The organism is Paenibacillus urinalis, from assembly GCF_028747985.1.
GTDB classification, from domain to species: Bacteria; Bacillota; Bacilli; order Paenibacillales; family Paenibacillaceae; genus Paenibacillus; species Paenibacillus urinalis.
On sequence record NZ_CP118108.1, the window covers coordinates 2,167,806 to 2,183,840 of the forward strand.

12 protein-coding genes are annotated in these 16,035 nt (G+C 45.5%); 11 read left to right on the top strand and 1 reads right to left on the bottom strand.

The window, feature by feature from the left end; all coding sequences use genetic code 11:
* The first annotated feature begins 22 nt into the window (after positions 1-22).
* The 3 genes from PUW25_RS10120 (at position 23) to PUW25_RS10130 (ending at position 5,176) form a co-directional block, all read left to right on the top strand.
* Positions 23-1,759, top strand: coding sequence for a sensor histidine kinase (locus PUW25_RS10120; protein ID WP_047909619.1), 1,737 nt, complete (start codon positions 23-25; stop codon positions 1,757-1,759).
* Positions 1,756-3,411 (top strand): response regulator transcription factor, encoded by a 1,656-nt coding sequence (locus PUW25_RS10125; protein WP_274336972.1) that lies wholly within the window; start codon positions 1,756-1,758, stop codon positions 3,409-3,411. The genes PUW25_RS10120 and PUW25_RS10125 overlap by 4 nt, the downstream gene beginning before the upstream one ends.
* Positions 3,412-3,529: 118 nt before the next feature.
* Positions 3,530-5,176, top strand: coding sequence for an extracellular solute-binding protein (locus PUW25_RS10130; RefSeq protein ID WP_047909617.1), 1,647 nt, complete (start codon positions 3,530-3,532; stop codon positions 5,174-5,176).
* A gap of 107 nt (positions 5,177-5,283) precedes the next feature.
* Here the strand turns inward: PUW25_RS10130 and PUW25_RS10135 are convergent, their stop codons facing one another.
* Positions 5,284-5,523 carry a hypothetical protein gene (locus PUW25_RS10135; RefSeq protein WP_047909616.1) on the bottom strand — a complete coding sequence of 80 codons (240 nt, stop codon included), beginning with the start codon at positions 5,521-5,523 and terminating at the stop codon, positions 5,284-5,286.
* Between the two features lie 434 nt (positions 5,524-5,957).
* Here PUW25_RS10135 and PUW25_RS10140 point away from each other — a divergent pair, with 434 nt between their 5' ends.
* The 8 genes from PUW25_RS10140 to PUW25_RS10175 all read left to right on the top strand — a co-directional run bounded on the left by PUW25_RS10140 (position 5,958) and on the right by PUW25_RS10175 (position 15,989).
* Complete coding sequence (locus tag PUW25_RS10140; protein ID WP_047909615.1) at positions 5,958-6,278, top strand: hypothetical protein; 321 nt, start codon at positions 5,958-5,960, stop codon at positions 6,276-6,278.
* Positions 6,279-6,334: 56 nt separating this feature from the next.
* On the top strand, positions 6,335-10,330 hold the full coding sequence (essC, locus tag PUW25_RS10145; RefSeq protein ID WP_047909614.1) for a type VII secretion protein EssC: 3,996 nt from the start codon (positions 6,335-6,337) through the stop codon (positions 10,328-10,330).
* 16 nt (positions 10,331-10,346) lie between these two features.
* Positions 10,347-11,180 carry a hypothetical protein gene (locus PUW25_RS10150; protein WP_047909613.1) on the top strand — a complete coding sequence of 278 codons (834 nt, stop codon included), beginning with the start codon at positions 10,347-10,349 and terminating at the stop codon, positions 11,178-11,180.
* Between the two features lie 5 nt (positions 11,181-11,185).
* Positions 11,186-11,704, top strand: a complete 519-nt coding sequence (locus tag PUW25_RS10155; RefSeq protein WP_047910191.1) for a WXG100 family type VII secretion target — start codon at positions 11,186-11,188, stop codon at positions 11,702-11,704.
* A 158-nt stretch (positions 11,705-11,862) separates the two neighbouring features.
* Positions 11,863-12,138, top strand: coding sequence for a WXG100 family type VII secretion target (locus tag PUW25_RS10160; RefSeq protein WP_047909612.1), 276 nt, complete (start codon positions 11,863-11,865; stop codon positions 12,136-12,138).
* A 96-nt stretch (positions 12,139-12,234) separates the two neighbouring features.
* The gene (locus PUW25_RS10165; protein WP_047909611.1) at positions 12,235-14,361 is read left to right on the top strand and encodes a membrane protein; all 2,127 of its coding nucleotides are present in this window, start codon (positions 12,235-12,237) and stop codon (positions 14,359-14,361) included.
* 21 nt (positions 14,362-14,382) lie between these two features.
* On the top strand, positions 14,383-15,135 hold the full coding sequence (locus PUW25_RS10170) for a vWA domain-containing protein (RefSeq protein WP_047909610.1): 753 nt from the start codon (positions 14,383-14,385) through the stop codon (positions 15,133-15,135).
* 14 nt (positions 15,136-15,149) lie between these two features.
* On the top strand, positions 15,150-15,989 hold the full coding sequence (locus PUW25_RS10175) for a hypothetical protein (protein WP_052511637.1): 840 nt from the start codon (positions 15,150-15,152) through the stop codon (positions 15,987-15,989).
* The last annotated feature ends 46 nt before the right edge of the window (positions 15,990-16,035 follow it).

Here is a 16,035-nt window from a genome sequence, read left to right on the forward strand (position 1 = left end):
TACCTTGAGAAGGTTTTTCGCAATGTGGAAATCAAAATCAATCGTGGTGAAGCTGATGGGTGCGTTTGTACTCGTTTTTTTACCGTTATATTTCATCAGCATCATGATTACCATGTCCAGTTCTGCACAAATGCAAGCTGAAGTGGAGCGGGCACACGAGTCCAAGCTCCATTTCTACCATAGTCATCTTGAGTTTGAGCTGCAGCGGATGACCGGGCTGGTGAACGAATATACCTTTGACGACTCGATGTCCACCCTGAGTACACGTATACCGATCATGAACAGTTATGAAGTTACCTCGAATCTGAATAATATCCATAACAAGCTGAGTCAAATCAAAGAAACAAGTCCTTATATCAGCGATGTTGTCTATTATGTGCCGGCTCTGCATAAGAGAGTCAGCGCAGTCGACGGCATTCGAAATGTGGAGGACGCGGAGTGGAAGAACCTCATCGATTCTATGGGGAATCTACATGGCGCTTTATCTCATGTTGGGGAGGAGCTATACCTCCTTCGCAGCAATCCTTATAACATGAATCGTGAGGAAGCTCCCAATTTCTTACTCGGCATTCGGCTCTCCAGCCCTGAACTGAAACGCCGGCTTCAAGAGTTTTCCGAAACTGGAGGAAGTGAGATCACACTGTCCTTCGGACAGCGCAATCAGGTGATCATCTCATCCTCGAATCAGCCGGTTGCTCTTAAACAGAGCTTACACACCCTGGATGCATCACAGCCTGCCCAGAACGTTACACGATATGATACAGAGGAATCATTTCATTACTCCCTGTTTGATCGTGAACATTACTTTACTCTAACAGCTAGCATTCCACATCAAGTTCTTAGAGCACCTATGGAAAAATATACGCTGTGGCTGTGGGTTCTAACGATACTGTCCATTGTCATCATATTTATCTTCTCCTTCTCCGTGTATAAATCCATTCATAAGCCGTTGTCGGTACTGATCGGCGGATTTAAGACGGCAGAGCAGGGGCAGACGGGTATTCACATTCCACATTCCAGGCGAGATGAATTTGGATATTTGTATTCTCGATTTAATGATATGCTAAAACGCTTACATATTCTGATTGAAGAAAACTATGTTGCCCGAATTCGGACGAGTGAAGCGGAACTCAAGCACCTCCAGTCGCAGATTAAGCCGCATTTTTTGTATAACAGCTTCTTTAATATCAAGCAAATGGCAGAGGTCGAGAACGTTGAGCTGATTCAGGAATTTACAGATTATTTGGGACAGTATTTCCGCTATATGACGCGAGATTCCAAGCCGGAGGTATCGCTGGGGGAAGAGATTGATCATGCGCTTGTATACCTGGCCATTCAAAATATCCGATTCGGTTCGAGAGTTACGGCCATTATCTCTGATATCGAACATCAATTTAGAAGTGTGACGGTCCCGAGAGTCATAATCCAGCCTGTAATCGAGAATGCATACGAGCACGCCTTGTCTAAACGGATCCAGGGAGGGGTGCTGAAAATATCATATATGAATGATGAGAACCAGCTACAAATTTGCGTTGAGGATAATGGAGAGGCTCTGACAGATGAGACCTTGAGCACATTATCTGGGAAATTATCCCATGCAGCACATCGGCATGATGGTGAAGAAATAACGGGACTCATCAATGTCCACGAAAGATTACGCATTCAATTCGGCAATGATTACGGACTTAGCGTGAGCCGCAGCCCTATGGGAGGTCTGCGAGTTACGTTCAACTTACCATTCAAGGGAGAAGATAGATGATGCAGCGAATGCTTATTGTAGATGATGAACCTCTTATTTTGGACGGGTTGTATACCTATTTTCAGAAGGCAGAAATCAGCGAATTAGAGATCATTAAGGCATATTCTGCTGTTGAAGCAATGGACTGGCTGAACATGGTCAAGATTGATATTGTGCTCAGCGATATTTGTATGCCTGAAATGGATGGAATGGCTCTCATCCAAGAGATTATGGAGCGCTGGCCGCGCTGTAAGATCATATTGCTGACAGGTCACAATGAGTTTGAATATGCTCACCAAGCGATTCGCAACCCTTGCGTTGTCGATTACCTGCTAAAGACAGAAGGAATGAGTCAGATTCGCAAGGCAGTAGACCGGGCTATTCAGCAAATTGAGGAGGAGAACGACTTTCGTTACCAGACCAGCTGGTTTCGTAACAAGCTTCCGCGGGCTTTGCCCCAGCTCCATAGGCAATTATTAATTGACATTATACAGCGAGATGAGAATCTGGATTCCAGCAGTTTACAGGATGAGTTTGATGCGATTCAGCTTCCTTTTGATTCTACAGAATGGGTGCTGCCCATTATTATTCGTGTGGAGGAATGGAACAACTATGAAACAAGCTCAGATCGAAGTTTGATTCGATATGCAGCGGCGAATATTGCTGAGGAATATTTACAGGACAAGACCCGTGTGAGAGCCATTGACCTGGATCATCAGGTCATCGCCTGTTTTGTACAAATGAAAGATAGCGTGCTAAAGCCGATGCCGGACGAAAAGTGGATGCGAACGCTGCGATTTGTGCATGGAACGCTCGAAACCGTACAGCAGTCTATTGCGAATTGTCTTAACATTTCTGTATCGGTCATGGTCAGTGAGCAGCCTGTGAACTGGGTAAAGCTTAGTCAGGTCATCGCCCGGCTTCGATTATCCGCTATGGAGGGACCGGGTCAAGGCATGGAGAAGCTGCTTCGTGTTGACATTCATAATGAAGTCAATCACACGCCGCTGCTGATGAACAAGCTGGCTGTCGCCTCCCTTCATTTAGAGCAGATTAAACAGAGGGTGACGACGAGAGATAAGGATTGGAGTGAATCCTTTCGCAAATGGACAGAGACAGCATCTGAGGGACTTGAAGATCCGTTTGTTCGATTGAGAATATACACTGCTGCAGGAAGCTGCTTGCTGGAAGTTCTGCAGGAGCTCGGCTTGTATGAAGTGGCCCTGACAGAGATTGATCTGTCTCAAATGCTCCATTTTAATATACAGACCCGCTGGCCGGATATCGTGAGATTTTACCAGTCCGCATTCGAGTGGATCGTTTCCAAGAGAAGTGACAGTCGTATTACAGACCAATCTCAAATATTGATTGCTGTCCACGCTTATATTAAAAATCATCTGGAGGATGATCTCTCGCTTACTCGGATTGCCCAGGAAGTGTCGTTAAACCCTTCATACTTATCGAGGTGGTATAAGCGAATTACGGGGAAAGGCATATCAGACTATATCTATGAAAAAAGAGTCGAGCGCAGCAAGGAGCTGCTTCTAGGGTCAACATATAAAATGCACGAGATATCAGCCAAGGTGGGATTTAGCGACCAGCATTATTTTTATCGATTCTTCAAGAAGGCGATCGGCTGCACCCCACAAGAATATCGAGATCAAAAAAACTGATCCAACCCTAAATGGTAAATAAAAGATACCGTATGTAAAGAGGTACCACTCGCTCATGTCAGCGCTTTCTTAGTACGATGTGTATATACCTCAGGGGAGGAAATAAAGGGGGATTAGCATGGGAATATCATTTAAGAGAATAACGATGTTATCAATGTCTGTCGTACTTTCAGCAGCGCTGGCTGCTTGTTCATCCGGATCAGGAAGTACAGAAGCAGAATCAACACCAACGACACCGCAGCAGGATGCAGGAGGTCCGCTTACTAAATATGACCCGCCAATTAAGCTGAGATCCACGATGAACGAGACAGGCAAAGAAACATTAGCTGAAGGCGACAGTCACACGGATAATATTTGGCTTAGAGGATATAAGGATGAGCTCGGCATTGAGGTTACTTATGACTGGGTGGTAGCGGATGCCAATTATAATGACAAGATGAATGTTACGCTTGCCAGCGGTGATTTGCCGGATGTCCTGAAAGTGAGCGCAGTGCAATTTGAACAATTGCATGAAGCGGGCATGCTGGAAGATTTAACTGAGGTCTATGACAAATATGCTTCCGATCTCGTTAAAGAGTTTCTGTCAGCGGAGGACGGAGCAGGCCTGAAGCCTGTAACAAAGGATGGAAAGATCTATGCGATGGTGAGCTTTCCAGGCTCCCTGGATTCCTCGGATATGATCTGGATTCGTCAAGATTGGCTTAAGAATGTAGGCCTTGATGCACCACAATCCATGCAGGACGTGATCGAAATTGCAGAGGCCTTCACCTTTAAAGATCCTGATGGAAACGGCAAACAAGATACTTTCGGTATTGCACTCAACAAGGATCTGCCGATCAATGGATTCTTGCTTGGATACCATGGATATCTTGAAACATGGATTAAGGATGAATCCGGACAAGTTGTGAATGGTACAATCCAGCCTGAAGTCAAAGAAGGTCTTCAAGAGCTCCAAAGGTTGTATAAGGATGGCGTCATTGATCCCGAATTTGGTGTGAAGGATTTCGCGAAAATGATGGAGGACGTCAATGCAGGGAAGTCAGGCATGTTCTTCCTGCCGCAATGGGCGCCATTCCAAGTCAGCGGGATGATTAAGAATGATCCTAATGTGGATTGGCTTCCATATCCGGTCCAATCCATTGATGATCAGCCGGCCAAGACTCAGAACCATCTGACGCTCGGCGGTATATTCGCTGTACGTAAAGGCTATGAGCATCCAGAAGCACTGATTAAGCTGCTGAACTTCCAAGCCGAAAAAATGTTTGGAGAAGCGGCGGAGACAGAGCGTGCGGACTATCTAAATGGTATGACAGGACTCGGCTTCCAGAATGCAACCGTATCAAATCTTCCTGCCAACAAGAACGTGCAAGCTCAGGATGAGGTTGAAAAGGCACTGGAGTCAGGGGATACATCAGGACTTGGTCTTGAGGCGAAGCTGTTCTATGATGATATTATGGATTATCGTTCCGGTAACCTGGATAAATGGCATATGGAACGGATCTTCGGACCTGAGAGCTCGCAAGGTGTCATTAAGTACTATCGAGATAACGATCTGATTGTCATGAATGAGTTCATCTATGCACCAACCAAAACGATGAACACCAAATCAGCAACACTTGATAAGCTCAGAGCAGAAACCTTCCTCAAAATTATATATGGTAATCTGCCAATCGATGAATTTGATAATTTCGTTGCCAACTGGAAGAAGCTCGGCGGCGATGAAATTACAAAGGAAGTTAATGAGCTGATTAACGCAAGTAAATGATGTGCAATATTCAGACCTAACTTATGATATGGGTGCCAGCAAGCCACAATACGATTCTCGCGTATTGTGGCTTTGGCATACCTGGATATAAAAAAACACTATCCCTTTTAGTAAAGGGATAGTGCCAGCGTGTCGTCTTCTCTGATACTGTGGAGAATCGCCTCGCTTCCGATAATTTCAATACTGATTAATGTATGCAAACATTTTTGTAGAGCGCGTTTACCATTATTAATCTTATTTTCTAATGCGCTGCTTAGCAGCTTTAATGTTTTTTGTACAGGTTGCTTGTTCTCAGCATTAAAATAAACCGGAATTTTTTTGTTTTGGAAAAAGATCAATGTTTTCATTAGAAATCACCTCAACTAGATTACTAGAGTTGTTTCATGTTGCTAATTCTAAATATCGTTGCTTAAAATTACCTTAAAATTAGCTTATGGAAACATAAAGATGATTAGTGTTTGAAAATTGTTCACAATTGCAATTACATCCGTTTATACAAAAGCCTGAACAAAATAGATAGCAGTAATATATCAGATTATGGAGGGATGACAGCAAAATTGTCGAATTTTCATATTATTGAAATGATAAGGTGACGATTAGATGCGACTATGGTAATAGAGTTTGTTGGATTATATAGGTATTTCGCTTTAAAAATGCACTGTTGAGATTGCAATAAAGGGTCTTCTGTAAGAAAATATGGTAGATTAATAGTAAAACAATTCGCCAAAATGTGTATAAAAGGGTTTAGGACGATGGACATAGCTAAAAAGGGTGTGATGGGATGATTCTAACAGTCGTTCAGTCAAGACGAGAGGGAGAATGGATTGATATTGAAGTTCCAGATGAGAGCACTGTCCAGTATCTCAAATCTGTACTCTCTGTGCGCATATTTAACGAGCCTCCTCAAGAGAACGTTCAATATATATTGGAAGCTAAATTCCCGGAAGGCAACTGGTTTACGCTGCCTGATGCAAAACAATTAACAGAAACAGGACTGAGGGAAGGGAACTTCGTTCGTTTGCAAAAGGCTTTTTCGACAACGGAAAGTGAAGCTCCCGTACATGGAAGAAGATTGCTGTTTCAAAATAAAAATTTAGGGTAATAAGTCGAGATTCAAATGTGAAGCGCGTTTATGCCTTTTTGAAGGGAGGAAATTTCTTGAACGTGTTATATCAGCGTTCTCCAAGAATGAAGGAAGTGCTCAAGAAGGAAACATTAGAGATTCTGCGTCCTCCGATGGAGCCAAGTAAGCCTTCTTTCTCGATCATTTCATTAATCATACCACTCGTCATGACATTAGCTACAGTGGGAGTTTATTTCTATTTGAGCCGTACCGGCCGATTGGGCAACAGTAGTTACATGACCATTCAAATGGTCATGATGACGGTAATGCTTGCAACGTATACGATTCCTTTCTTTGTATACCTCAGTAATAAGAAAGAATATCATAAGCGGCTCGCTGAGAGAGAAGAGATGTACACGTCTCAGCTTGCGAAGCATCGTGAAGAGCTTGAGAAAGAAGCCGAAAGACAGGTGCAGATCACCCATGAAATTCATGGCGATCCAGAAGTGTGCAGTCAGATCGTTAAGAACAGACACAGCTCTTTGTGGGAGCGTTCACCGGATGATGATGATTTTCTGGCTGTACGCGCCGGTATCGGTGCTGAACCTTTTCGAATTACAATTGCTCCTCCAAGATTCGATGGTTATGAGCGGGAACCTCTGATTGAGGCTGCACATCAATTGGCTGAGGATTTTGTTAATGTTGAAGGTGCATCCATTGCACTGCCCATCTACGAATCTAAAATTGTAGGCGTTGTAGGCGATCGTGAGGACGTCTTGTCTATGCTGCGAGTAATTATTACACAGATTACGACAAGACATTCGCCGGATGAGGTCAAGCTGGCTGCTTTCTATGAAGAAAAAGAAGCAGATGAATTTGAATGGATGCGCTGGATCCCTCACATTTGGGATGATGAACGTGGACAGCGGTTTATGGCGGACAGACACAGCGGTGCGCATCAGCTGGCAGATAGTCTATACACGACACTGAACCGCCGTAAAAATTCCAGGAAAGAGCGAGGTAAGAAAGGGCCGGACATTCCGGTGTATGTTGTTCTGATGTCAGAGCGGGACATTATTGAAGAAGAGCCTTTGCTGCCCCTAATCCTGGAAGATCCTGAAGCGATCACAACTTGTACGATTATACTGGCTTCTCGCAAAGAGCATTTGCCGATGCATTGTCAGCTCGTTGTGGAGGCTGGAAAGAACGAAGGAAGCTACTCCAAGAAGACCGAACAGGCGGATGTCATTCATCAGACTTTTGTACCCGATCGAATGACACGGTCCGAGGCGGAAATTTGTGCGCGAAATATGGCTCCGCTTCGATTGAAGCGCTCCTCTGCTTCCGAAATACCTCCTCTGCTGCCTTTATTCGATATGATGGAAGTATCCAGAGTGGAACAGCTTGATGTAGCTGACAGATGGTCCCGGAACAGATTTCCTAACACATTGCCGGTACCCATGGGAGTCAGAGCTGGCGGCAAGAGAGTGTATCTTAATCTTCATGACAAGATTGAGCGTCAGGGGCACGGTCCGCACGGTCTGATTGCCGGAACAACAGGATCGGGTAAGAGTGAGGTAATCCAATCGATCGTTGCATCTCTAGCCTCCGAATTTCACCCTCATGACTTGGCATTTATGTTGATCGACTATAAGGGCGGTGGGATGTCCAACACATTTGAGAAGCTGCCTCATGTCGTCGGGACGATTACAAACCTTGACCAATCACTAATGGAAAGAGCAAAAATATCACTTCGTGCTGAGCTGGTACGTCGACAGAAAATTCTGAATGATGCTGGAAATTTGCAGCATATTGATGAGTATTATAAATGGCTGGGTTCACACCAGGCCGAGCCGCTGCCGCATCTTGTCATTATTATTGATGAGTTCGCACAGCTGAAACGGGAGCAGCCGGAGTTCATGGATGAACTGATCAGTATAGCTGCCATCGGCAGAACGCTGGGTGTGCATTTGATTCTGGCCACGCAAAAACCTGCTGGTGTCGTTGACGATAAAATTTGGAGTAACTCCAGATTTAGAATATGTTTACGTGTTCAAAGCGAGGGAGACAGCCGGGATATGATCAAGATTCCGAATGCTGCCTGGATCACGAAGCCGGGCCGTGGTTATTTCCAGGTCGGCAGTGACGAAGTATTTGAAGAAATGCAATTTGCATGGAGTGGAGCTCCTTATACCTCACATACGGATGACAGTGCTTCTTCACTTCCACTTATGGAAGTTAGATTAAATGGTAAGCGAGAGCCTCTGTTAACGGGCGAGAGAGTATCCATGATGCAGTCGGAAGGCTCCTCTAAGCAGCTTCAAGTCTTTATTGATCACATCTCAGAGGTAGCCGAGCAAGCGGGTATTGAGAGATTACAAGGTCCGTGGCTCCCTCCATTGCCAGAATTAATTCAATGGGAAGAGCTGGTTATGGATGGGGCAGTTTCAGAGAGCTCAGGCTCCGCTCTTACCGACGAGCTGGAACCGGTTGTCGGTATTGTAGATGATCTGACGAACCAGAAGCAGGTGCCCATGTCCATTAACTTAGGACAAGGTCATCTGGCTGTATACGGAATGCCTGGCCTTGGCAAAACAACCTTTGTGCAGACGATGATCATGTCGCTTGCCAGAAGCTGCAGCAATTGGCATGGATATGTTATTGATATGGGCAGAATGATGCGTGACTTTAGACAGCTTCCGCAAATTGGAGGTGTGATGTCTGCTGAGGATGATGATCGAATTAAGCGGCTGTTTCGTTATTTAGCCAAAGTCTTCATGCAAAGAAGAGAATTAATTGCTGAAGCAGGGGTCAAGACGGTTACCTCCTATCGCCGAAGCACAGGACAAACCTTACCGCAAATTATCGTATGGATTGACGGATACTTATCCTTCCGAAATTCATACCCGGATGAGAATGAGCAGCTGGAGCTATTCTTGAGAGAAGGCGTAAGCCTCGGCATTACTTTTGTAGTCACGGCCAATCGTATAACTGACATTTTCGAGAAGATCAGAAGCAACATAACTAATGCGGTTTCTTTTGAAATGGCAGATCCCAGCGACTATTATTATGCGGTTGGAAGACCGGCACGTGTCCCTAACGGATATCCTCCGGGTCGTGGTCTTGTTAAAGGGCATGTACCTCCACTTGAGTTTCAAACGGTTCTGCCTGTAACAGGTACAGATGAGGCAGAGCGAGCGGACCAGCTAAGAGCTATGATTGGTAACGTTAATCAGACGTACACGGGCTCGATACCTCAGAAGATAGATCCACTTCCTGAAGTCATTACACTTGCAGAAGTGCTGGAGAATACACAGCATACACGGAGTCAGGAACAGAGAGAGATATATAATGTGCCCGTTGGACTCATGACAGATGACCTGGAAGTGTTTAATATCAGTCTTCGTGAAGGTCCGCATTTTATGGTTGCAAGTCCACTTGAGAGTGGGAAGACCAGCTTTATGCTGACATGGATGCTGTCCTTAGCATACCATTATAGTCCTGAGGAACTTCATATGTATTCGATAGATACGAGGTATGGGGAAGAAGGCTTAAGCCGGCTGTCCAATCTGCCTCATATACGTAAGAATGCTTCTAGGGATGAAGAGCTTGGTCCGTTAATACAGGAAGTATATGATATGGTCATGAGGCTTACAACAGATCGCTGTGGTCCTGAGATTGTATTGTTTATAGATGATGCAGATACACTTGCGAAACAGATGAATGATTTTACGATGAAAGATCAACTGGCTGCTATTGTACGTCAAGGCAGAGATCGCGGCGTGCATGTAATTATCGCGGGAGTTGCCGCTGATTTCCCGACATTCGGAGCCGACTGGGTAACGGATATTAAAGCGACCCAAAGCGGACTGTTGTTCGGGACGTTGGACCCTAACGATTTGTCGTTCTTCCGGATTCCTTTCTCAGAGTCGAATACAGGTTCTAATGGTCTGAAAGTCCTGCCGGCAGGACAGGGGTACTATATAAAACGGAGATTTTCCAGGATTAAAGCAGCGCTGCCATGGAATAACAATATGGAACGTGCCGATTGGATCGAAAAAATTCGCGACCGATGGCATGTTGTAGTTTGAAGGGAGGTGGCTCATAATGTTGACGGTTCATCATTCCAAACAGAAAGTAGTAACACTGGAACAGAAGGAACTGTTCTTTCTGGCAGGGATCATAGGTTCTGATCGATTGCTTGGCATTGAGGACCCCTTTATAGGATATCTGACAGAGGATATCGTAATGGAATGGGAGAATACCAAAGAAGAGTTATTAACGAAAGGGTATTTAACCCGAGATCAAGACTCCAGTGAACTCATCATGACACCAACCGTGTTCTCAAGAGTGGCTATTGCAGGCTTATCCTCCAGAGCTTGTCGTTTTGAAATAAAGAAGAAGCGAGGAGCGAATTACAAGGGTTATCTGCACTGTACAAATGAACGCGTAGTGGAATTGATCCCGACACAAGAGGAGCCTTATACCTACCAGTTATCAGACCTGGGCGATGTTGAACAGGCCTGTAAATCGGTTATGAGCAAGATTAAATGGGGCACAGAGCACACAAAGAACGATATTCCGGCTTTGATGTTCTCGAAGAAGCGTTTTTTTGAGATCGTGAATGATTCTCTTCTTGATGAAGAAACATTGACCGGCCGTTTGTCCGAGGCATGTTACGATGCCCAGGGAGCAGCAGCTTTGGCTCGAGCAATTATCCATCAAGAGACTGAAGGGGAGCTTCAGCTGCTTGTATGGACTGGAGAGAAGTGGGACTCACAGTCTGCTGCTTTTATCTCCAGCAGCTCTATGAACTGGCTTTTTCGTATGAGCACAGTAGGTAAAGGCGATTGGCTTATCGCTACGCCGATGGGTCAAGGAGACTTTAAAGATATGCTTCTAGAGTGGCTGATACAGCCAGCAGATCATGAAGAAAGGTGATGTATATGCGCATTCGTGTGGAACCGGATGTGCTTCGGACGCTTAGCGGGCAGCTTCAGCATGCGGCGGAGCAAATTCAGCAAATTGTTGTTGGTCTAGAACAAGCCCTTGGTAGAATAGAAGGCGATACCGCCGTTCATGAGGGAATTGTGTATGAATGGATGAGGTCGAAGCAGCTCGCCGGACATATTGAATTGGAACTTGAGAGATTTAGCTCCGAACTGCTTCGCAAGGCAAATCATTTCAAGCAAGCTGACGAAGATTATCATTCGTTTTTAGCTCATGTTGATTACACCAACGTTTCACCGATGCGTATGCTGCAATCTCAGCACCTGGAATCCGTTAAGAGCGACAAGCCTTTGGTATTTTCGGTGTCTAATCCTAGGTCTGCTGTCATGGCCATTCAGCAATCCTGGAGTCCGGAGGATCAGCTGAATGATATGGGGACCCTGCGGTTAGCTACCGAGCTGAACCCGGCAGGGTGGAAGTTTACTGACCCTTCTCTAGGAGCAAAGGTTGGTTAAAATTTTTGTCAACTTGATGTTAAATGCAGTTTCATAGGCTTATTTTTAGGTGAATTACAAATAGGACCAATGACTTTAGACACATCCTGTGTCGTTTGGTACAATTTTCATGTGTTTTACCTAAATATTTGCAGATGAAAAAGGAGGAAGGCCCTACTATGTCAGGACGTATTTTAATATCCCCAGAACAGGTAGACCAAGTAGCAAACCAATTCAAACAAAGTGGTGAACAAAGTCAACAGATCGTTTCCAGCTTGACTCAATCCATCAATGGAATGGAAGGACAATGGGAAGGTATGACGAAACAACGTTTCTTCCAAGAATTCCAAGAGGCTAGCAAGCAAATGCAAAGCTTTGTTCAAACTTTGAATAGCATCAGCCAGGAACTGACAGCAATCGCTGCGAAATTCCGTCAGGTTGACCAATCTCGTTAATAGCAATTATCTGTACTTAATATTACTTAAGGAAACCGGGAGTTTTCACGAACTTCCGGTTTTCTTGCATCACAACGTTAAAAGAGAGGGATGTTCATGTCTTTTCAACCTAAACCCGGTGATGAGATCCTTATTCATGGTGAGAAATATGTGGTAGGACAACATCCGGCAGCTCCAGGAATTGCATACGCACAAACAGGAAGGCAGGGCACGGTGTATAAACTAGTGCCGCAGAATGGACACGAATATGAGGCAAAAGCCCTGAAGGTATTCTTTCCTAAATTCCGTGTTCCGGCTATGGTATACCAATCGGAGCAGATGGAGAAATACAGTGAAATATCAGGCCTGCAGGTATGTAAACGAGACGTGCTCACTCCTGAAAGAAACGGAAGATTAATAAGTGAGCATGGAGATCTGCTCTATTCAGTGCTCATGCCTTGGGTCGATGGCATCAGCTGGTTTGATATCATCTGTGATAAGAAGCAGCTGACGACAGAAGAGAGCGTTATTCTAGCTTCGTCGCTTGCAAGTATAGGTTCGGCGATGGAGCAGAGAGGTATCGCACACTGTGATCTCTCGGCACCGAATGTCTTGGTTCCGTTTTTTTCCGAAGTAGAACGGCCTGAAGGAGCTGCTGCAGTTGAATTAGTCGACGTAGAGCAGTTGTATAGTCCAAAAATGGATCGGCCGGATGCACTTCTCGCGGGTTCAGCCGGCTATGCAGCTCACCGGATCGTGAATAGCGGCTTGTGGAGCAGCTATGCTGACAGGTTTGCAGGAGCGGTAATCTTAGCAGAAATGCTAGGTTTCAGTGACCCGGAAATTGTCAACCGAACTTATGGAGAGAGCTACTTCGATCAAAGAGAGCTTCAAACGAGCTGTGAGCGGTATCGCAGGCTCCAGCAATCACTTGACTCCAGATTTGGACCCAAAGTAGCAGAGCTGTTCGGCAGAGCATGGCATAGCCAAGATTTAAGCAGCTGCCCTACATTTGGTGAATGGCTGGTAGCCATATCTACAATTGACCTGAATGCAGTACCCGTACAAAACAGCAGTAATGAAGTTCAATCCGCTGGTATTGAAGATACGAGCTCTATAGGTGCTGCAGCCGCAACCATAATGCCTGAGGATGGGAGCGGCGCCGAGTTATCTCCTGCAGACGAACCACCCCTCATTAATTCAGCAAATTCAAGGACCGACAAGGAGCAGCTGGACCGATTGCTTCAGGATGCATCTGTTAAAGAAAGCAAGGGAGAGCTGGATGCTGCTCTCGACTTATATAAAACAGCACTGCGATTGGAGAAGTCTGGAACGGCTCTGTATGTTGAGATTGCAGCAGCGATTCACCAGATTGAAGATGCTCTGTCTACAGGGACGGAGGAGCCCAAGAAGAGTTCACGCTTCTCTAAACTCCGAAGCCGTAAAGCGGTTATGGCTGGTGCAGCAGTACTTTTAATCGGCATCATTGCAATTCCTGGAATGCATACACTGGCTGAACAGGCGGAGACGAAGCAGCTCGAGGCTCAGCGTCAGGCAGAGCTTGAGAAGCAGGAGCAGGCCAAGAAAGCAGAGGAAGCGGCAAAGCTTGCTGAAGAAAATAAGAAAAAACAAGAGGCTGAGCTCGCTTTGAAGCAAGCTGAGGAAGAGAAAGCCCGTATAGCTGCAGAGAAAGAGCGTGCTGTACTGCAGGCCAAATATGAGAAGCAGGCGAAGTATGAGGCATATCTAGCTCAGGTAGAAGCGAAGCAAAAGGCGAAGGAAAAGGCTGCGCTCCAGGCGAAGTATGATAAGCAGGCCAAATATGAGGCTTATCTAGCCCAGCTTGAAGAGAAGAAAGCCCGCCAGGCTGAAGCGGATACAGCAGCTGCGAAAGAGGCTGCCGCGAAGGCAGAAGCGACCAAACAGGCTCAAGCTAAGGCCGCAGCTGCAGCAGCTGCAGAAAAAGCAGCACAAAAAGCAGCGGCAGAAAAAGCGGCGAAGGAGAAGGCGGCACTCAAGCAGAAGCGTGCTCAGAACGTCAAGCAGCTCATCGCCTATTACAATCTTGCCTATAATGCACAGCAAGGACGCAAGATTGAACCTGCGAGAGAACACGCAAATAACTTTATGGATCTGTACAACCAGGATGCTGAGTATTTTGCTGGAGTAGGGAAAGTGGGACAGCGTAAGTCACATATCTATAAATTTATTAGAAATAGAAGCTATAAATTGCCTGATATTTAAACTAGGGGTGAATGAACGGTCATGAACTATACGATACAAGCATCTCAGAGAACGCCGGCCCTCATCATTTATTTGATTGACATTAGTGCATCCATGAATATGATGATGGAAAATCGCAGAAGGATGGACATCGTGTACGAAGCATTGTCACTTGCCATACGTCAAATGGTGTTCCGTTCTACCAAAGGGAGCAGATTGACACCAAGGTATCGAATTGCAATTCTTGCGTACAGTGACGATGTGTATGATCTGCTCGGTGGCGTTAAGGGAATAGACGAAATTGCAGCGATTGGTTCAATTCCGGATTTAACACCGATGCGATTCTCGGATTCGGCCAAAGCATTTCTTCAGGCAGAGAAAATCCTGCAGGCGGAGCTTCCCTTTATGCAGGATTGTCCTGCCCCATTGATATGTCATATGACGGACGGAGTAGCGACGGGAGAGGACCCGGAGCCGATTGCCAGACGAATTATGAATATGAGTGTTCCTGACGGGAATGTGCTGATCGAGAATATTTTTATCTCGGATCATTTGCTGAGTGCGCCGATACCAGAACCGAGAAGATGGACCGGTATTTCACAGGATACAGAACTGAAAGATGAGCATGGAGAAAAATTGAAGAAGATGTCATCGCCTCTTCCGGAGAGCTATAGGGAAATGCTTATCGAGGCGGACTATCTGCTTGCCCCTGGTTCATTAATGATGCTCCCTGGGACTTGCGCAGAGCTTGTGTCCATCGGATTTCAAATGTCAGCGGCAACACCTGTCAGGTAAGGGGGAGTTAGAAAGTGAAATCTTTGCGAATGTCTATGCCTGGTCATGAAAAAGCACATCCGGAAGAGAATTTTCACTTTGTCAGTTCACAGCAAGCAGATCATCCCCTAACCTCCTATAAAGGACGGCTAACATGTCGTTATGGTTACGGGCTGGCAGCAGAATCGGCAACCTATGGGGATAATGGTCAAGACTTTGCTGCCATTCATGTGGAAGGCGATGTCTGTACATTTGTTCTCTGCGACGGAGTCTCTATGAGTTATTATGGTGATTTTGCTGCAAGATATTTAGGGAAAGCACTGCATGGATGGATGCTGGAGACGAAGGAGTGGTCAGTTTCCCGTCTGCAGCAGTATTTGACGAATATTACGATTCCTGCTTCCAGAGAGCTGAGTACATACCAGGCTGTTCACCACGAGAAGGTTCCAATCATGCTGCGAGAAGTGCTGGAGACGAAGAAGAAGCATGGCAGTCAGTCTATGTATATTTGCGGTAGGATTCAGCTTGGCTCTGGAAAAAAAGGCAGCACTCTTCAGCTTGCCTGGCAGGGTGATTCGAGAATACGTTTGTTTCAAAACGGAACAGAGCTTGAACAATCCTTTGAAGTAACGAGGGCAACATCGGAGCGTTGGTCAACACTACAAGGACCGATTGGTGGAACTCCGCATGTCTATGAGAAAAGCTTCAAATCAAGTGAGCAAATTGTCCTGAGGTTATATACGGATGGTATGGGTGAGCTCGACCCTATCGGATTGCATCTGCCGGACGAGCAGATTCAAGTGCTTCTTGATGCGCATCATACGGGTGGTCTTGAGGATGATGCTGCATTTATTGAGATCAGCTTTACCTCGTAATGGATGAGATCTTGATTGAAGCAGCTAAAGGTATTATGAAATTGAT